A 17,751-nucleotide genomic window follows, 5' to 3' on the forward strand; every position below is an offset into this window, starting at 1 on the left:
TTTAAAGGGCTGAATCCGAGAAAGTCTGTAAGACGATATTTTTTGTCTCTTTAGCGATGTGTTGTCTTTTTATCAATATTTCGCCTTTGGTAGTGAAATAAAAAAAAGCCCGAAGCAATGCTTCGGGCTTTGATTAAGACTTTACTTAGAACTGATTGGCGTTGCGCTTATGCGCTATGTGCTTTTATATACTTACCAACCATATACCCGTTGAGCTTGGGTATAGTAAGCAATTACTTGCTTAGGTCGTCTGCGTGCTCAGATAGGAACGCTGCAACACCCTTAGGAGATGCGTCCATACCTGCTTTACCTTCTTCCCACTGTGCAGGACATACTTCACCGTGTTTTTGGTGGAAGTTTAGTGCGTCAACCATGCGTAGCATTTCATCGATGTTACGGCCTAGAGGTAGGTCGTTAACAACTTGGTGACGTACAAGACCGTCTTCGTCGATTAGGAAAGAACCACGGAACGCAACACCTGCTTCTGGGTGCTCAACGTCGTAAGCTTTACAGATTTCGTGCTTAACGTCAGCAATCAGAGGGTATTTTACTTGACCAATACCGCCGTTTTCGATCGCAGTGTTACGCCATGCGTTGTGAGAGAATTGAGAATCGATTGAAACACCGATAACTTCAACGCCTTTAGCTTTGAAATCTTCAAAACGGTTGTCAAAAGCGATTAGCTCTGATGGGCAAACGAAAGTGAAATCTAGTGGGTAGAAGAAAACAACTGCTTTCTTACCTTTGGTGAACTCTGCAAAGTTGAAGTTATCAACGATTTCACCGTTACCTAGAACAGCTGCAGCAGTAAAATCTGGGGCTTGACGACCTACTAGTACCATTTTTTTGCTCCTAAAATATTTGGTTAGTTCCAATGCAAAACATCTGTTCTGCTTTGGTCCGTGTTTGTACGGGACAAACTATAGTACACATTGTAGTATGTAAAAAAGCGAATTAAATAGATTAAGTTAATCGAAAAAAGCGATAAGTTTGATTTTATTAACTTGGTCAATATCCAGTCGGAAGTTATAGATAAATCTATGAATAAGTGGCCCAGCCTCAAACAGTTACACTATCTAATTACCTTGCACGAAACACGTCATTTTAGCGATGCCGCTGAAAAGTGCTTTGTCAGTCAATCTACCTTAAGTAAAGGTATCCAGAATCTTGAAGAGCTGATTGGTTGCCCTTTATACGAAAAGAAAGACAAGAAAAGCCCTTTGGTTTTTACCTTGGCTGGCGAGCAAGTGGTGCAGCAGGGGCGAGAGTTATTGGCAAAAGGACAAGATCTCGTTGAACTTGGGCGTTTGTGCCAAGGCGGAGAAATGGAAGGGCAACTGCGCCTTGGGTGCATCCCTACTATCGCTCCCTTCTTATTGTGTGATTTGGTTCAGGAGGTGAATCGCCGCTTTCCTCAACTGAATCTGTTATTAAGAGAAGATACGACGACCAATTTGCTCGATGCGTTGCGTCATGGAGAATTGGATGTGCTGATTTTAGCTTTGCCAGTCGACATATTAGGTATGGAAAGCCGCATTGTGGGGAGTGATCCATTCCGTATGATCATTAGTCGCAATCAAGCTGATGCGATTCAAACGCCAATTAAGTATGCGGACTTACCCAATGAGTTTGTCTTTCTTTTAGAGAAAGAGCATTGTTTAACCGAGCACGCGGTTTCTGCCTGTCAGTTAACAGACAAAGAGAAGATTAACCCTTTCTCCGCCACCAGTTTACATACCTTAGTGCAGATGGTTGCCAATGGTATGGGAACGACCTTTATTCCCCAAATGGCGATCGATCATGGCTTGATTGATAATCAGAATCTGGTTGTTGTCGATGCTCCCGGACAACAGGCTCACCGTCATATAGGTCTGGTTTGGCGACCTAGTTCGTCGCGTGTAAACACTTTTAATCAATTAGCGGATGTAGTGTCAGAGCTACTTTAGCGATAAGTATTAGTCGAAGAAATCGATTTCGTCTTCAAAAGCACACTAGTTTTAGTGTGCTTTTTAGCATTTTATCCTGTCGGTAAACTTTATCTTGTAAAATTTTACAAGTAAATTTTGATGAAGCTTTCATTAAATTGTGAAATTTCACAGTGTGAATTTTACAACCCTACGATTTTCCATTGTTTGATAATCCGATTGCATATTACCTTCACCTCTAGTGATAAAAAGGATTTATCCCCACTGCATAGAATTAAACGCGTGTTTGAAACGATTTTACATCGTTAATTTCACTGTAATTAAATTACGTAACTGGTTACGTTTTTGTGAGTGCGAACACCACTTTTGTGCGTGCGGAATAAAACTTCGAATTTAACGTTTTGTTTACTTTAGTACTTTTACTCTACTCATGTTTGGTATAGGTTAAATAAAGGCTCAGTAAGACTTATGTCTAGATTGAAATGAATGTTTTACTGATTCAATCTAACAGCCAACAGAACAAGAAACCTCTTCAGAGAATGATCAGTTAGGAAGTTTGATTGTTGTTTGATAGTTACAAATGTAATCGGGGCGTTCGAGAATCGAAATGACCCGATACAGAGGTGGGCTGGCAATGACAGTGACGAGCTCGGCAGAAGTGTTCGCAGTGTCAGATAAGTGCGGCTAACCAGTGACGGTTTCATATACAGCAGGATATTAAGGAAGAAATTATGCTTGCCAACACACCAGAAAGAGATAAAACAACAGTAGAAGCCCAAGAAACCCTACTAAAAGAAGGCATGCTTGATGTCGCTGGTACCCTTTCACCAGAGCATCAGGCGATTTTCCCTGTTGAAGCCCAAACCTTCTTATCTCTACTGTGTGAAAAGTTCGCTGGTCGAGTTGATGAACTGCTCGCTGCTCGTGAGGAGAAGCAGGCACGCATTGACGCTGGTGAACTGCCGGACTTCCTAACAGATACGCAAGATATCAGAGAAGGAAGCTGGAAAATCCAAGGGATCCCTAAAGATCTTCAAGACCGCCGCGTTGAAATCACAGGTCCTACAGACCGAAAAATGGTGATAAACGCTCTAAACGCTAACGTAAAAGTGTTTATGGCTGACTTTGAAGACTCATTAGCTCCAGCGTGGGACAAAGTGCTTGATGGCCAAGTCAACTTACGTGATGCGGTAAATGGTGATATTAGCTACACCAATCCAGTCAATGGCAAGATCTACCAGTTGGAAGACGATCCTGCGGTTCTTATCTGCCGTGTACGTGGACTACATCTCAAAGAAAAGCACGTTACTTTCAACGGCCAGATTATCCCTGGGGCCCTGTTTGACTTTGCGCTTTACTTTTACAACAACTATACCAGTCTGTTGAGAAAAGGCAGCGGCCCTTATTTTTACATTCCAAAGCTTCAGTCTCACACGGAAGCAAAATGGTGGAGTGAAGTGTTCCACTTTACGGAAGAATACTTCGGTCTCGACACTGGAACTATCAAGGCAACCGTACTGATCGAGACGTTACCCGCTGTGTTCGAGATGGATGAAATTCTATTTTCACTAAAAGAACATATCGTTGGTCTTAACTGCGGTCGCTGGGACTACATCTTCAGCTACATCAAAACACTGAAAAAACACCCTAACCGCGTTCTTCCTGACCGTCAGGTAGTGACAATGGACAAGCCGTTCCTAAACGCTTACTCCCGTTTACTTGTCCGTACTTGTCATAAACGTGGTGCTTTCGCTATGGGAGGTATGGCCGCCTTTATCCCAGCGAAAGACCCACAAACTAATCAGCAAGTGCTGGATAAGGTCTATAACGACAAATCACTGGAAGCCAACAATGGTCATGACGGTACTTGGGTTGCACACCCTGGATTAGCTGACACGGCATTGGCTGTATTTGACCAAGCATTGGGACCAAGAACAAATCAGCTCAATGTATCTCGTGAACAAGATGCACCAGTGACAGCGGCAGACCTTCTTGCACCGTGTGAAGGTGACATCACAGAACAAGGTATGCGCCATAACATTCGTGTTGCTTTGCAGTACATCGAAGCGTGGATCTCAGGTAACGGTTGTGTGCCTATCTACGGATTGATGGAAGATGCCGCGACCGCAGAAATCTCGCGTGCTTCGATTTGGCAATGGATTCAACATGGTAAATCGCTGGACAACGGGCAAACCGTCACCAACGAGCTGTTCAAACAGTATCTGAGTGAAGAGATTGACGTTGTTAAACAAGAAGTGGGTGAGGAGCGTTACCAAGCGGGTCGCTTCGAAGAAGCTGCGGACTTGATGACTGAGCTCACGACCAGTGACCAATTAACCAATTTCTTAACCATTCCAGGTTACGACTACCTGGATTAGAAACAAACTCCACAACAATAACGTGAATGTTCTAAGGCAGAGATGGATGTACTGCCAAAGAAAAAGGAAAACACAGCGCCCGTTAACTCAACATAAGAAGCGCTCATCAATAGAGGGATAGACCGATGACTAACTTAACTCGCCGCCAACAAATTGAAGCTCTAGAAAAAGATTGGGCAACCAATCCACGCTGGAAAAATGTAAAACGTCCTTACACTGCTGAAGAGGTTGTTGAACTACGTGGTTCAATGGTACCTGCAAATACCATCGCTCAGCGTGGTGCTGACAAACTATGGTCACTGGTGAACGGTGATGCTAAGAAGGGTTACGTAAACTGTCTGGGCGCACTGACTGGCGGTCAAGCCGTTCAGCAAGCGAAAGCAGGTATTGAAGCGATTTACCTTTCAGGCTGGCAGGTTGCTGCAGACAACAACACTGCATCAACAATGTACCCAGACCAATCGCTATACCCAGTAGACTCTGTACCATCAGTCGTTAAGCGTATTAACAACTCATTCCGTCGTGCGGACCAAATCCAATGGTCTAACGGTAAATCACCAGCCGATGAAGGTGCTGTTGATTACTTCCTACCAATCGTTGCTGACGCAGAAGCGGGCTTTGGTGGCGTATTAAACGCATACGAACTGATGAAGTCGATGATCGAAGCGGGCGCTGCGGGTGTTCACTTTGAAGACCAACTTGCTTCTGTTAAGAAATGTGGTCACATGGGCGGTAAAGTTCTTGTTCCTACTCAAGAAGCGGTTCAAAAACTGGTTGCGGCTCGTCTAGCGGCAGACGTTGCTGGTACAACAACACTCGTTATCGCTCGTACAGATGCGAACGCTGCTGACCTACTAACGTCTGACTGTGATTCATACGACAAAGACTTTATCGTTGGTGAGCGTACTCAGGAAGGTTTCTACCGTGTACGTGCAGGGATTGACCAAGCGATTTCTCGTGGTCTAGCTTACGCGCCATACGCAGACTTAATTTGGTGTGAAACAGCAACGCCATGTCTAGAAGAAGCGCGTAAGTTCGCAGAAGCAATTCATGCTGAGTACCCAGAGCAGCTACTTGCGTACAACTGTTCTCCATCGTTCAACTGGGAGAAGAACCTAGATGCAGAAACCATTGCGAAATTCCAGCAAGAGCTTTCTGACATGGGCTACAAGTACCAGTTCATTACGCTGGCAGGTATTCACAACATGTGGTTCAACATGTTCGAACTTGCTCACGACTACGCGAAAGGCGAAGGCATGCGTCACTACGTTGAGAAAGTACAGCGTCCAGAGTTCCAAGCTGCTGAGAAAGGCTACACATTCGTGGCTCACCAACAAGAAGTGGGTACAGGCTACTTCGATAAGATGACCAACACAATTCAAGGTGGTAATTCTTCTGTAACAGCATTGACAGGTTCAACAGAAGAAGACCAATTTTAATCCCTTAGCCATTAATACCCAGCCTAGTGAGTCAGAAATGCAGGCTTTGACTCACTAGCCTTTGGGTATAGATATTCTGTTTAGGCATAAACTTTGACATGCTTTTGAGCGGTGCAGACCGCTCTTTTTTTTGCCTGTAATTTCTACATTCCTCGTTTCAAGTACCCTTTTTCGAACCCTGTATAGCGGTGCTGCACAAGTCAGTTTCAGTTTGTGAATGTGGTGTTTTTCAATGGCAGATAGATGTAGCCTGCTCTGAATTAGCGGTAAGCCAAAGAGGATGTAGCATCAGGTGCCTACTCTCAGAGAGTAAGCACCGGAAAGTGTTGAGCATAAAGGGCGATTATTCCATCTCTTCAGGTTCAACTTCTTCTTGTAATTCAAGTAAGTTAATTGCGATAGCGACAAAGTCACTGTCGGTGATAATTCCGACTAGTTGACCCTTTTCTACCACGGGTAAACAGCCCACTTTGTGTTTTTGCATGTAGATAGCGCTCTCTTTTAATCCCGCTTGTGGCGCAACGGTCATCACACCGGTTTTCATGACTTCGTAAAGTGGTGTGTTAAGAGTGAATGACTGATTTTCTGGAATCTGTTGCAAGCTGGATTCTTGAGCGGCGAGCACGTCACGTTGAGAGATGACTCCGAGTAGTTTTCTGTCTGCGTCTATGATGGGGATATGACGAATATCAAGTGCTTCCATCATGTTTTTAGCATCAGCAAGATTATGTGAGCGAAGAAGCGTATGGGGACTACGCGTCATCATGTCTTCTACTTTAATCATGGCTGCCTCCTGAAGTTGTTCTTTACCTTATAAATATAGTAATTTTCTCGCTGTGAGTATGAGAGCTAATCGCGCTTTATTGTTATAACCTTGCTTTTTTTGTGGTAAATCAATTATTGAATAACTCAGCACTAAAATAACACTCTCAGAAGCTGTAATTACGTAAATGATTACAATAATTCACATCTCTTTTCTTGATATTGCTCTGATGCGGAATATACTATTCGGCTGCGAAAAACTCGTCGTCTGTTTGTGACAGAATCAGTTCGACTCACATAAAGAACCCACGACAAAAGATTAGTAACATGCAAGTATCAGATTTCCATTTTGACTTACCGGATGAGCTTATTGCTCGTTATCCTCAGCCAGAACGCACTGCGAGCCGTTTACTACAAATGGATGGTAATACGGGTGAGCTTGTTGATGGCACATTTACCGATGTACTGGAGCAAGTACTACCTGGTGATTTAGTGGTTTTCAACAACACTCGAGTGATTCCTGCGCGCATGTTTGGCCGCAAAGAATCAGGTGGCAAGCTTGAGGTGTTGGTTGAACGGGTTATCGATGAGAAAAGCATTCTGGCTCATGTGCGTTGTTCAAAGTCACCGAAGCCGGGAAGTACTATTTTTGTTGGTGAGAATGATGAGTTTTCAGCGCAGATGGTCGCGCGTCATGATGCGTTGTTTGAGTTGAAGTTCAATTCAGAGCAAAATGTTCTAGCGGTATTGGAAGAGATTGGTCATATGCCTCTTCCTCCTTATATCGATCGTCCAGATGAAGACTCTGACAAAGAGCGTTACCAGACGGTTTATAACCAAAAACCGGGGGCTGTAGCCGCGCCAACGGCGGGTCTGCATTTCGATCAACCATTGCTGGATAGAATCAAAGCGAAAGGTGCGGAGTTTGCTTACGTGACTCTCCATGTGGGCGCAGGTACATTCCAGCCAGTGAAAGTTGATGATATTCATGATCACCACATGCATGCGGAGTACGTTGAAGTACCGCAAGAAGTGGTTGATGCGATCAATGCAGCTAAAGCTCGTGGTGGTCGAATTATTGCGGTAGGTACGACATCGGTTCGTTCACTAGAAAGCGCCGCGCAAGATGCACTTAAGAATGGTACTGAACTGGTTCCTTTCTTCGGTGATACTGAGATTTTTATTTATCCAGGTTACCAATATCAGTTAGTTGATTGTTTAATTACTAACTTCCACCTGCCAGAGTCGACACTGATTATGTTGGTCAGTGCGTTCGCAGGTTACGAGAATACAATGAACGCTTATAAGCACGCGGTGGAGAACAAGTATCGCTTCTTCTCTTACGGTGATTCGATGTTTATAAAAAAGAAACTAGCTACGAGTTCCTAGTCGCTAGAAACTGAAATCTAGGGACTTAAACAATTTACGAGTGCTAGCAGTAAGCTAGGAAGCAAAGCAGAAGGATGCTTTGTCTCTCGCATGGAAGGCGACCGCTCCTCATAGAGCTTAATGCTCTGAACTTAATGTCAGACTGTTTCTCTGACAACCGGAGGCTTCGTGAAGTTAAAATTCGATCTTAAAAAGAAAGACGGTGTTGCGCGTCGTGGTCAACTGACCTTTGAACGTGGCACAGTTCAAACACCTGCATTTATGCCAGTAGGTACTTACGGTACTGTTAAAGGTATGACGCCGGAAGAAGTAAAAGGCACTGGTGCTGAAATCCTGCTAGGTAACACTTTCCACCTATGGCTACGTCCTGGTCAGGAAGTGATGAAAATGCACGGTGATCTGCACGATTTTATGAACTGGCAAGGTCCTATTCTTACTGATTCAGGCGGTTTCCAAGTATTCAGCTTAGGTAAGATGCGTACCATCACTGAGCAAGGTGTTCACTTCCGTAACCCAGTAAACGGTGACAAGATTTTCATGGACGCTGAAAAGTCGATGGAAATCCAAAAAGACCTAGGTTCAGACATTGTTATGATCTTCGACGAGTGTACGCCATACCCAGCAACACATGATGAAGCGAAGAAATCGATGGAAATGTCGCTACGTTGGGCGCAGCGTTCACGTGACCATTTCGACAAACTAGAGAACCCAAACAACCTATTTGGTATCGTTCAGGGTGGTGTTTACGAAGATCTACGTGATGTGTCTGTTAAAGGTCTAACTGAAATCGGTTTTGACGGTTATGCTGTCGGCGGTTTGGCAGTAGGTGAACCTAAAGAAGACATGCACCGCATCCTTGAGCACACATGTCCTCAATTGCCAGAAGACAAGCCTCGTTACCTTATGGGTGTTGGTAAACCGGAAGACTTAGTTGAAGGTGTGCGCCGTGGTATCGATATGTTTGACTGTGTAATGCCAACGCGTAATGCACGTAATGGTCACCTATTTGTGACTGGCGGTGTGATCAAGATCCGTAATGCGAAACACAAAACAGATACAACAGCGCTAGATCCGCACTGTGACTGTTACACTTGTCAGAACTACTCTAAGTCGTACCTTCACCACCTAGAGCGTTGTAACGAGATTCTGGGTGCCCGTCTAAACACGATCCACAACCTACGTTACTACCAACGCTTGATGGAAAGCATTCGTAACGCGATTGACGAAGATCGTTTTGATGAGTTCGTGAAAGAGTTCTATGAGCGTCGTGGCCGTGAAGTACCGCCACTGGCGAAAGAGCAGTAATCGACGGATTTTAAGAATTAAAGCCTTTGGCATTATGCCAGAGGCTTTTGCTAATAAAGTAGGCAAACGCAAGCTATTTTTGAGAGAGTGATCGCTATTGGTTACTCTCAGACTTGAAACTAAATCGCGAATGCCCAACTTGGATATTAATAAATAATAATAGAGGATATTTTAATGTTTATTTCTCAAGCTCACGCAGCAGCTGAAGGTGCACCAGCAGGTGGCGGTTTCGAAATGCTAATCATGCTAGGTATGTTTGCGGTGATCTTCTACTTCATGATCTACCGTCCACAAGCTAAGCGTGTAAAAGAGCATAAAAGCCTAATGGCGTCGATGGGTAAAGGTGATGAAGTTCTAACCAGCGGTGGTCTAGTCGGTAAAATTACTAAGATCGCTGAAGACAACGACTACATCTCGATCGAGCTAAACACCAATAACGAAGTTGTTATCAAAAAAGACTTCGTTACAGCAGTGCTACCAAAAGGTACGCTGAAATCTCTATAAAACAGCTTAAGGATCCTCGCTGTGCTTAACCGCTATCCGTTGTGGAAGTACCTGATGGTGGTGTTTACCATCGCTATCGCAGCATTGTATGCACTTCCGAATATCTACGGTGAAGATCCGGCAATTCAAGTTACAGGGGCGCGTGGCGCCTCTGTAGATATGTCGACGCTGGATTCTGTCACTCAAGCTCTTGATAAACAGGGCTTATCTCATAAATCCATTGCTCTAGAAAATGGATCCATCCTTGTTCGCTTCAATAACACTGACACACAAATTAGTGCTCGTGATGTTATCAGCGAAGCGATGGGCAACGATATAATTGTTGCTCTTAACCTCGCTCCTGCAACGCCAGACTGGCTTGAATCCATTGGCGCTGCGCCGATGAAGCTAGGCCTTGACCTACGTGGTGGTGTTCACTTCTTGATGGAAGTGGATATGGACGCTGCGATGGAAAAGCTGATTGGTCAGCAGGAAGAAGCCTTCCGCAGTGAACTTCGCGAAAAAAAAGTACGCTATCGTTCGATTCGCCCTTCAGGCAAGAACGCGGTTGAAGTACTACTGCGCAATGAAGAACAACTAGCCGAAGCTCAGCGCATTCTTGAGAAAAACCACCCAGACATGCTCTTTACTGATTCCGTGTCTGAGGGTCGTTTTGCTCTCATTGCTACTTTTACTGAGCAACGTCTAACTGAAATTCGCAACTACGCTGTCGAGCAGAACATCACGATTCTGCGTAACCGTGTTAACGAACTTGGTGTTGCAGAGCCATTGGTTCAACGTCAAGGTGCAAGCCGCATCGTTGTTGAGCTTCCAGGTGTTCAAGATACGGCTCGAGCGAAAGAGATTCTTGGTGCGACGGCAACGTTAGAGTTCCGTGAAGTTGATGCTAAAGCTGATTTGGCTGCGGCGGCTAGTGGTCGCGCGCCAGCAGGCAGTGAAATCAAACAAGATCGTGACGGCCGTCCTGTGGTGCTTAAGAAACGCGTCATCTTAGGCGGTTCGAGCATCACGGATGCAAGCTCAAGTGTTGATGAGTACGGTCGTCCTCAGGTTAACATCTCGCTAGATAGCGAAGGTGGTAACAAGATGTCGGCTTTCTCTCGTCAGAACATTGGTAAGCTAATGGCGACCGTGTTTGCTGAGTACAAAGACAGTGGTCGTCGTACTCCTGAAGGCAAAGTGATTCTGACTAAGTATGAAGAAGTGATTAACCAAGCGACGATTCAATCTGCGCTAGGCCGTAACTTCCGTATTACTGGTATTGATTCTGCGGCTGAAGCACATAACCTAGCACTATTACTACGTGCGGGTGCCCTAATCGCGCCTATTTCTATTGTCGAAGAGCGTACTATTGGTCCTTCAATGGGTCAGCAGAACATCGACATGGGTATCCAAGCAATGATTTGGGGTATGGTGGCAGTTATGCTCTTTACTCTGATTTACTACCGTAAGTTTGGTCTGATTGCTAACGTCGCTTTAATGGCAAACCTTGTGTTGATTATCGGCGTTATGTCGATGATCCCAGGTGCAACCATGACCTTACCAGGTATTGCCGGTATCGTTCTGACTGTCGGTATGGCCGTCGATGCGAACGTACTGATCTTTGAGCGTATTCGCGAAGAGTTACGTGATGGTCGCAGCCCGCAGCAAGCGATCCACCAAGGTTACGCTAACGCATTCAGTACGATTGCCGATGCGAACATCACGACCTTGATTACTGCGATTATTCTGTTTGCTGTCGGTACCGGCGCAATCAAAGGTTTCGCTGTGACTCTGTCTATCGGTATCTTAACTTCTATGTTTACAGCCATTGTTGGAACACGTTGTATCGTGAATCTGGCTTACGGTGGTAAACGTATCAACAAACTGTCGATCTAAGGCTGGGAATTAGTATGTTTCAGATTCTAAAAGCAGAGAAAACGATCGACTTTATGCGTTGGTCAAAATTCGCATTCTTGTTCTCTATTTTGATGATTGGTGCTTCAATCTTCACTCTATCAACCAAATGGTTAAACTGGGGTCTAGATTTTACGGGCGGTACTCTAATCGAAGTAGGTTTTGAACAGCCTGCGAACCTTGAAGATATCCGCAGTGCGCTGGAAGCAAAAGGCTTTGGCGATGCAACGGTTCAGAACTTTGGTAGTGCACGTGACGTTATGGTTCGTCTACGTCCTCGTGATGATATGGCAGGTGAGACTCTGGGCAACCAGATTATTTCTGCGATCAAACAGGGCACTGGCGAAGACGTTGAGATGCGTCGTATCGAATTCGTTGGTCCTAACGTAGGTGATGAACTCACGGAAGCTGGTGGTCTAGCGATTTTAGTTTCGCTTATCTGTATCCTGATTTACGTTTCAGTGCGTTTTGAATGGCGTCTCGCTGCTGGTGCGGTAATGGCACTGGCTCATGACGTTATCATTACCCTTGGCGTATTCTCGATGATGCAGATCGAGGTTGACCTGACTATCGTTGCAGCCTTGCTGACGGTTGTCGGTTACTCGCTCAACGATACCATTGTTGTATTTGACCGTATCCGTGAAAACTTCCGCAAGATACGTAAGGGTGAACCATCAGAGATCATGAACAGCTCAATTACACAAACATTGAGCCGTACCTTGATTACCTCTGGTACTACCTTGTTCGTAGTTATTGCTCTGTTTACTCAGGGTGGTGCTATGATTCACGGCTTCGCAACCGCACTTCTGCTTGGTATTACGGTTGGTACTTACTCATCAATTTATGTCGCTTCGGCACTGGCTTTGAAACTGGGTATTACCAAAGAACACCTAATGCCACCTCAAGTAGAAAAAGAAGGTGCAGAGTTCGATGAGATGCCATAAGGTATTGAGTCAAAGATCTTAATCAAAGCCGCTGTTATTCAGCGGCTTTGTTGTTTATTAAGGAGAGATAATGCGAAGCCGATAGGTCGTTGATTGTGTTCTTAAATCGATTTCCGCAGCATACCCATAGGAGGTTAATCTGGCAAAACGGTGAGTGGCGAGCTAGATTGAGTAGCGATGGGGAGCTTATTACGCTGACGCTTAGTCAAGATTGAACGATTGATAGTAAGAGATTTCTTTGGAACTTGGTATGATGGAGCAAATTAGTTTTGAGGAGGTAATATATGCCACATTTACGTTTTCGCGCCGTTGAACCGCAAACAGTTCAAACACTTTCTAAATCTCTAATTGACGCTCTTCAGCCTCTAATGGACTCTCCTCGTGAAGATTTTACCTTTGAATACATCTACACGACCTTCTACCATGAGGGAGAGGTCAGCTCAGCTTATCCATTTGTTGAAGTGCTTTGGTTCGATCGAGGTCAAGAGACGCAAGATGCCGTCGCAAAAATCATTACCGCTCAGGTTCGCGGTATTATCGGCGAAGATGTTAACGTCGCAGTGATCTTTAGCGCGTTGAACCCTCAAGGCTACTACGATAACGGGGAACACTATTAGTTTCCACTGAGTGCAAAGCAGCAAGGAGTTTATGATGGGAAGTCGCCATAAGAGCACCAAATGCCGCGTGCTTATTTTCTCTTTGTTGCTGCTTGCTCCTACTATCTTACTAGCTAACCCATGGGAGCAAGTCTCATCCCCATCTATTCAACCATCTCAAGCGATTGGTAGCTATGCGAATGGCTGCTTGGCTGGCGGAGCTTCTCTACCGTTAGAGGGGCAAGGCTATCAGGTGCTACGTAGTCAACGTGCTCGATATTACGGTCATCCTGAAACCATTCGCTTTATTGAGCGGTTAGCGGTTCAATCGCAACAACAACTCTCAACCAATATTCTGATTGGCGATATGTCTCTGCCTCAGGGGGGACGCTTCTCTTCAGGACACTCCAGCCATCAAACTGGATTAGATATTGATATCTGGTTAAAACTGGCTGATGAAATGTTGTCATCTCAGCAGTTATCCGAGCCACAACCGTTAAGTGTCGTTAACCTTGAGCAGTACCAACTGCTACAAGATAACTGGGACGAACGTCATTTCACTTTGATGAAACTGGCCGCGAACGATCAGCAAGTTGCACGCATCTTTGTCCATCCTGTGATTAAACAAAAACTGTGCGTCTCGGAAGAAACTGAGAATCGAGAATGGCTGAGAAAGGTAAGGCCGTGGTGGGGCCATCACTACCACATGCATGTACGACTGAAATGCCCGCAAGACAGCAAAAACTGTCAGTCGCAACCTGAGCCTCCTGTGGGAGACGGTTGTGGATCAGAGTTGACCAGTTGGAAGCCTCAGCCCAAACCGGCAGCGCCAAAGGTTGCAGCTACTCAAACGAAGATAAAGCCAAAGGTGCTACCGATTCAATGTCAGCAATTGCTCGATAATATCTAACTGATATAAAAACGCCGCTCAATGTGAGCGGCGTATTAATATCGGTTATTGCTTAGGCTACACCTTGAATAATCACGAATTTCTCTAGTAACTCTTCTTCGGTTTCAACGTGATTAGGGTCAGTAATGATACACTTTGTTATCGGGCATACTGACTGACACGTAGGCTTTTCGTAGTGGCCTTTACATTCAGTACATAAATCAGGATCGATTTCAAAGATAGAGTCACCCATAGAAATAGCACCATTTGGGCACTCAGGGTCACACATATCGCAGTTAATGCACTTGTCAGTAATGAGCAATGCCATGATTACTTACCCGTTGGGTTACGGGTATCCTGACCTGCATTTAGGTTACGCATTAACAGGCCGTATTCCAGATCCATATCTTGTGGTACTGGAATGAATACGAAATGGCCATTTCCTTTTGCGTCTTCGATTTGCTCTGATTTACGGTTTTCCATCGCTTCAAGCGTGAAGATAACGTTACCTTTTGGTGTCATTAGCTCTAAGCTGTCACCAACAACGAATTTGTTCTTCACTTCTACTTCTGCAAGGTCACCACGACGTTTACCTGTGAACTCTCCCACGAACTGCTGAGCGTCAGATACCGAGTAACCGTAGTCATAGTTTTGGTATGCATCATGAGTGTGACGACGTAGGAAACCTTCCGTGTAACCACGGTGTGCCAAGCTCTCTAGTGTACCCATTAGGCTCTCATCAAATGGTTTGCCAGCAACAGCGTCATCGATCGCTTTGCGGTAAACCTGAGCAGTACGTGCACAGTAGTAGAAAGACTTAGTACGGCCTTCGATTTTAAGTGAGTGAACCCCCATCTTCGTCAGACGCTCTACGTGTTGAACCGCACGTAGGTCTTTAGAGTTCATGATGTAAGTGCCATGCTCATCTTCATACGCGGCCATCTTCTCTTCTGGACGGTGCGCTTCAGACAGTAACACAACTTCATCGGTTGGTTTTCCACGACCAATGGTTGTTTCTGGACGCTCGTCTTGGACTTCAACCGCTTGTGCTTGAGCAGGGTCGAACTTCTCAACGATATCGCCAGTGTCGTTCTCTTTGCCTTGCTCAACCTTGTATTCCCAACGACATGCGTTCGTACATGTACCTTGGTTAGGATCACGTTTGTTGATGTAGCCAGACAGTAGGCAGCGGCCAGAGTAAGCCATACACAGTGCACCGTGAACGAAAACTTCTAGCTCCGTTTCAGGACAGTGTTCACGGATCTCTTCGATCTCTTCTAGAGAAAGCTCACGAGACACAATCACACGCTCAACGCCGTTCGCTGCCCAGAACTTAACTGTTGCCCAGTTTACTGCGTTCGCCTGTACAGACAGGTGAATTGGCATTTCAGGGAAGGCTTCACGAACCATCATGATTAGGCCAGGGTCTGACATGATAAGTGCGTCAGGGCCCATTTCGACCACTGGTTTAAGGTCGCGGATGAAGGTTTTTAGCTTAGAGTTATGTGGTTGGATGTTACATACAACGTAAAGCTTTTTGCCTAGGGCATGTGCTTCATCGATACCAATTTTTAGGTTCTCGTGGTTGAATTCGTTGTTACGTACACGAAGGCTGTAGCGAGGTTGACCTGCATACACTGCGTCTGCGCCATAGGCAAATGCGTAACGCATGTTTTTTAGGCTGCCTGCTGGTGACAGTAGCTCTGGTACGAATGCTTTCTCAGTAGTCATTGTCTTTTTCTCTAGTCTGATCTCAAGTCAGGTTACTCCCACCTAGTGGAAGTAAAGGGGCGCAAATTTTACGTCAAAACGTGACTTGTGACTAGGGAAAGCTTTCAGAAAGGCAATTAAAAAACGCCCTGTGAGTCGGGCGTTTATAGAAAGTACGTTATGCGTTAGGGTGAGGTAAGCCACCTAAGCATTCATAGAGGTTGGGTAGGAAAGCGCTTAGCTCGCCGCACATCAGTGAAAAATCTGCATCGAAACGTGCCGCTTGATCTTCACGAGGAATATCGTCGTTTTGGTCTTTTAGCTCATCTGAGAACTTGAGGCGTTTGATGCTGCCATCTTCCGCTAAAATAAATTCAAGGCGCTCTTGCCACCATAAAGCCAGTTTGGTTACTACCTTACCAGCATCGATATGGCTGCGAATTTCATCCGCGGTCAGTTCTTGCTTCTTACAGCGAATGACACCACCTTCTTCAAGCACAGATTTTAGCTCGGCCTCATCCAGCATCTGAATGCCAGCTGGAGTGTTACCTGTTTTTACCCACTCTGTTAACGTCGTTTCTACTGCGGTCTCAGGAATGGCTGGGACGACAGGTAAGCTGCCCATCGTTTTACGCAATAGAGCAAGGACATCTTCTGCTTTTTTGTAGCTACTAGCATCAACAAGAATAAAACCTTCATTAGGCAAAATAACGACATTGGTATAGTTGCTGCGACTGAAAGCGCGCGGTAGCAAATCTATGACGATGTCTTCCTTGAGGTTATCCTTTTCTTTCTTCTTGAGAGGGCGGCCTTCCTGAGTTTCCATTGCTTCAATTTTGGCATTCAGTGAATCTTTAATCACGGAAGCTGGCAGCATTTTCTCTTCTTTCTTTGCGCAGATAAGAATACGGTTTTCAGAGACATGCGTCATCATATCGCCATGTTTACCCATCGCAGTAACCCAACCAAATTTGGTTTTGTCCTGACTGCCACATGGAGTAAAGCGAAACTCTTGAAGTTGTTTCTCTAGTTGGTCAGCGTTGAATTCGATTTCACGATTAAATCGGTAAACTAGACAGTTCTTAAACCACATACTTTTTCTCTATAGCTAAATTTGACGGCTCATCATAAAGACTTTTGCTTTATTTGTCTTACAGCAAACACGCAATAGTGGAATGAAAGTTATATGAAAATTAGTTTTCAAAGGTCACAAAAGTGTCATAATTGCTAGTAATAATGCCTATGCATCAGAAGGCGGTTTCACTGCCTTACTTATTGAGAAAGCTCAACTAATATAAGGTTATACAGTTATGTCTAGAAGGATTCTAGTTGTCGAGGATGAAGCACCGATCCGTGACATGCTCTGCTTTGTCCTTGAACAGAAAGGTTACCAAACAGTCGAAGCGCAAGATTACGAAACTGCGGTAACTAAACTAGCAGAACCCTTCCCAGATCTCGTCCTGCTTGACTGGATGCTTCCAGGCGGCAGCGGCATCAACTTCATCAAGCATATGAAGCGTGAAGAGTTAACGCGTAATATTCCTGTGGTGATGCTGACAGCGCGCGGTGAAGAAGAAGATAAGGTGCGTGGTCTAGAAGTTGGAGCCGATGATTACATCACTAAGCCATTCTCACCTAAAGAGTTGGTTGCCAGACTGAAAGCGGTAATTCGACGTGTTACGCCGACGGCGCTTGAAGATGTTATTGATGTCCAAGGTCTGAAATTGGATCCCGTATCCCACCGTGTTATGGCTAACGATCAAGCGCTTGATATGGGGCCTACCGAGTTTAAGATGCTGCACTTCTTTATGACCCATCAAGAGCGAGTTTACAGCCGTGAACAGCTACTTAATAACGTATGGGGTACCAATGTCTACGTTGAAGACCGTACCGTTGATGTTCATATCCGTAGACTGCGTAAAGCTTTGGAAAGTGCAGGGCATGACAAGTTGATTCAGACAGTGCGTGGCGCTGGCTATCGCTTCTCGACTAAGGCGTAAAATACAATACCGGT

At 45.1% G+C, this 17,751-nt stretch carries 16 protein-coding genes; 11 read left to right on the plus strand and 5 right to left on the minus strand.

Annotated features, from left to right (window positions below):
• Positions 1-233: 233 nt before the first annotated feature.
• Positions 234-842, minus strand: coding sequence for a peroxiredoxin C (locus QTN95_RS04495; RefSeq protein WP_269377677.1), 609 nt, complete (start codon positions 840-842; stop codon positions 234-236).
• Between the two features lie 198 nt (positions 843-1,040).
• Here QTN95_RS04495 and QTN95_RS04500 point away from each other — a divergent pair, with 198 nt between their 5' ends.
• From QTN95_RS04500 to aceA, 3 genes are all read left to right on the plus strand, one after another.
• The gene (locus tag QTN95_RS04500; RefSeq protein WP_331416503.1) at positions 1,041-1,946 is read left to right on the plus strand and encodes a hydrogen peroxide-inducible genes activator; all 906 of its coding nucleotides are present in this window, start codon (positions 1,041-1,043) and stop codon (positions 1,944-1,946) included.
• A 710-nt stretch (positions 1,947-2,656) separates the two neighbouring features.
• Positions 2,657-4,303: a malate synthase A gene (aceB, locus tag QTN95_RS04505; RefSeq protein ID WP_331416504.1), complete on the plus strand. Its 1,647-nt coding sequence runs from the start codon at positions 2,657-2,659 to the stop codon at positions 4,301-4,303.
• A 125-nt stretch (positions 4,304-4,428) separates the two neighbouring features.
• Positions 4,429-5,742, plus strand: coding sequence for an isocitrate lyase (gene aceA, locus QTN95_RS04510; protein ID WP_138970451.1), 1,314 nt, complete (start codon positions 4,429-4,431; stop codon positions 5,740-5,742).
• A gap of 343 nt (positions 5,743-6,085) precedes the next feature.
• On the opposite strand, the gene QTN95_RS04515 is transcribed toward aceA, so the two are convergent.
• Positions 6,086-6,526: a CBS domain-containing protein gene (locus QTN95_RS04515; protein WP_331416505.1), complete on the minus strand. Its 441-nt coding sequence runs from the start codon at positions 6,524-6,526 to the stop codon at positions 6,086-6,088.
• Positions 6,527-6,831: 305 nt separating this feature from the next.
• Between QTN95_RS04515 and queA the strand changes: the two genes are divergently transcribed.
• From queA to mepA, 7 genes are all read left to right on the plus strand, one after another.
• Complete coding sequence (gene queA, locus QTN95_RS04520; RefSeq protein ID WP_331416506.1) at positions 6,832-7,893, plus strand: tRNA preQ1(34) S-adenosylmethionine ribosyltransferase-isomerase QueA; 1,062 nt, start codon at positions 6,832-6,834, stop codon at positions 7,891-7,893.
• A gap of 168 nt (positions 7,894-8,061) precedes the next feature.
• Positions 8,062-9,198 (plus strand): tRNA guanosine(34) transglycosylase Tgt, encoded by a 1,137-nt coding sequence (gene tgt / locus QTN95_RS04525; protein WP_006877883.1) that lies wholly within the window; start codon positions 8,062-8,064, stop codon positions 9,196-9,198.
• A 174-nt stretch (positions 9,199-9,372) separates the two neighbouring features.
• Positions 9,373-9,702, plus strand: a complete 330-nt coding sequence (gene yajC / locus QTN95_RS04530; RefSeq protein ID WP_138970454.1) for a preprotein translocase subunit YajC — start codon at positions 9,373-9,375, stop codon at positions 9,700-9,702.
• A 21-nt stretch (positions 9,703-9,723) separates the two neighbouring features.
• Positions 9,724-11,580 (plus strand): protein translocase subunit SecD, encoded by a 1,857-nt coding sequence (gene secD / locus QTN95_RS04535; protein ID WP_331416507.1) that lies wholly within the window; start codon positions 9,724-9,726, stop codon positions 11,578-11,580.
• Between the two features lie 14 nt (positions 11,581-11,594).
• Positions 11,595-12,542: a protein translocase subunit SecF gene (gene secF, locus QTN95_RS04540; protein ID WP_331416508.1), complete on the plus strand. Its 948-nt coding sequence runs from the start codon at positions 11,595-11,597 to the stop codon at positions 12,540-12,542.
• A 284-nt stretch (positions 12,543-12,826) separates the two neighbouring features.
• The gene (locus QTN95_RS04545) at positions 12,827-13,159 is read left to right on the plus strand and encodes a DUF1904 domain-containing protein (protein WP_331416509.1); all 333 of its coding nucleotides are present in this window, start codon (positions 12,827-12,829) and stop codon (positions 13,157-13,159) included.
• Positions 13,160-13,193: 34 nt separating this feature from the next.
• Complete coding sequence (gene mepA / locus QTN95_RS04550) at positions 13,194-14,048, plus strand: penicillin-insensitive murein endopeptidase (RefSeq protein ID WP_331416548.1); 855 nt, start codon at positions 13,194-13,196, stop codon at positions 14,046-14,048.
• 52 nt (positions 14,049-14,100) lie between these two features.
• Here mepA and QTN95_RS04555 read toward each other — a convergent pair whose 3' ends face one another.
• The 3 genes from QTN95_RS04555 to rdgC all read right to left on the minus strand — a co-directional run bounded on the left by QTN95_RS04555 (position 14,101) and on the right by rdgC (position 16,830).
• Positions 14,101-14,355 (minus strand): YfhL family 4Fe-4S dicluster ferredoxin, encoded by a 255-nt coding sequence (locus tag QTN95_RS04555; protein WP_331416510.1) that lies wholly within the window; start codon positions 14,353-14,355, stop codon positions 14,101-14,103.
• A 2-nt stretch (positions 14,356-14,357) separates the two neighbouring features.
• Complete coding sequence (gene trhP / locus QTN95_RS04560; protein WP_269377660.1) at positions 14,358-15,758, minus strand: prephenate-dependent tRNA uridine(34) hydroxylase TrhP; 1,401 nt, start codon at positions 15,756-15,758, stop codon at positions 14,358-14,360.
• Positions 15,759-15,915: 157 nt separating this feature from the next.
• Positions 15,916-16,830, minus strand: coding sequence for a recombination-associated protein RdgC (gene rdgC, locus QTN95_RS04565; protein ID WP_331416511.1), 915 nt, complete (start codon positions 16,828-16,830; stop codon positions 15,916-15,918).
• Positions 16,831-17,047: 217 nt separating this feature from the next.
• Between rdgC and phoB the strand changes: the two genes are divergently transcribed.
• Entirely contained in the window at positions 17,048-17,737 is a 690-nt protein-coding gene (gene phoB, locus QTN95_RS04570; RefSeq protein ID WP_331416512.1) for a phosphate regulon transcriptional regulator PhoB, read from the plus strand.
• The last annotated feature ends 14 nt before the right edge of the window (positions 17,738-17,751 follow it).

Origin of the sequence: Vibrio sp. M260112 (genome assembly GCF_036533775.1) — a bacterium.
Taxonomy (GTDB): domain Bacteria; phylum Pseudomonadota; class Gammaproteobacteria; order Enterobacterales; family Vibrionaceae; genus Vibrio.

Excerpts from the sequence above, each read along its gene's own strand:
- QTN95_RS04495 (WP_269377677.1), bottom strand. The coding sequence starts at position 842 with ATGGTACTAGTAGGTCGTCAAGCCCCAGATTTTACTGCTGCAGCTGTT.
- QTN95_RS04500 (WP_331416503.1), top strand. The coding sequence starts at position 1,041 with ATGAATAAGTGGCCCAGCCTCAAACAGTTACACTATCTAATTACCTTG.
- aceB (WP_331416504.1), top strand. The coding sequence starts at position 2,657 with ATGCTTGCCAACACACCAGAAAGAGATAAAACAACAGTAGAAGCCCAA.
- aceA (WP_138970451.1), top strand. The coding sequence starts at position 4,429 with ATGACTAACTTAACTCGCCGCCAACAAATTGAAGCTCTAGAAAAAGAT.
- QTN95_RS04515 (WP_331416505.1), bottom strand. The coding sequence starts at position 6,526 with ATGATTAAAGTAGAAGACATGATGACGCGTAGTCCCCATACGCTTCTT.
- queA (WP_331416506.1), top strand. The coding sequence starts at position 6,832 with ATGCAAGTATCAGATTTCCATTTTGACTTACCGGATGAGCTTATTGCT.
- yajC (WP_138970454.1), top strand. The coding sequence starts at position 9,373 with ATGTTTATTTCTCAAGCTCACGCAGCAGCTGAAGGTGCACCAGCAGGT.
- secF (WP_331416508.1), top strand. The coding sequence starts at position 11,595 with ATGTTTCAGATTCTAAAAGCAGAGAAAACGATCGACTTTATGCGTTGG.
- QTN95_RS04545 (WP_331416509.1), top strand. The coding sequence starts at position 12,827 with ATGCCACATTTACGTTTTCGCGCCGTTGAACCGCAAACAGTTCAAACA.
- mepA (WP_331416548.1), top strand. The coding sequence starts at position 13,194 with ATGGGAAGTCGCCATAAGAGCACCAAATGCCGCGTGCTTATTTTCTCT.
- QTN95_RS04555 (WP_331416510.1), bottom strand. The coding sequence starts at position 14,355 with ATGGCATTGCTCATTACTGACAAGTGCATTAACTGCGATATGTGTGAC.
- trhP (WP_269377660.1), bottom strand. The coding sequence starts at position 15,758 with ATGACTACTGAGAAAGCATTCGTACCAGAGCTACTGTCACCAGCAGGC.
- rdgC (WP_331416511.1), bottom strand. The coding sequence starts at position 16,830 with ATGTGGTTTAAGAACTGTCTAGTTTACCGATTTAATCGTGAAATCGAA.
- phoB (WP_331416512.1), top strand. The coding sequence starts at position 17,048 with ATGTCTAGAAGGATTCTAGTTGTCGAGGATGAAGCACCGATCCGTGAC.